The organism is Magnetococcus sp. PR-3, assembly GCF_036689865.1.
Taxonomy (GTDB): domain Bacteria; phylum Pseudomonadota; class Magnetococcia; order Magnetococcales; family Magnetococcaceae; genus Magnetococcus.
Genome location: NZ_JBAHUQ010000121.1, coordinates 1 through 210 on the forward strand (window position 1 = coordinate 1; position 210 = coordinate 210).

A 210-nucleotide genomic window follows, 5' to 3' on the forward strand; every position below is an offset into this window, starting at 1 on the left:
ATGTAGAAGCTACGGGGCTGGATGCTGGCTACAATTCAGCGGTGATTTGCAAAGGTCTTGAAGATCGACTTATTCACGGAGTTGTAGGGTATAGGCGTAGCAATCATCCCAATAAGGAACTCTTCTACAAACGCGAATATCTCTATGATGCAGAAGGGGATTACTATCAGTGCCCGAAAGGCTATCCTCTGATCTATCGCACGACCAACC

Annotated in this window: 1 pseudogene; it reads left to right on the forward strand. The window is 46.7% G+C overall.

Going from position 1 to position 210, the window contains the following annotated elements:
• Positions 1-210, forward strand: a pseudogene (locus tag V5T57_RS20790) (IS5/IS1182 family transposase); the annotation flags it as partial.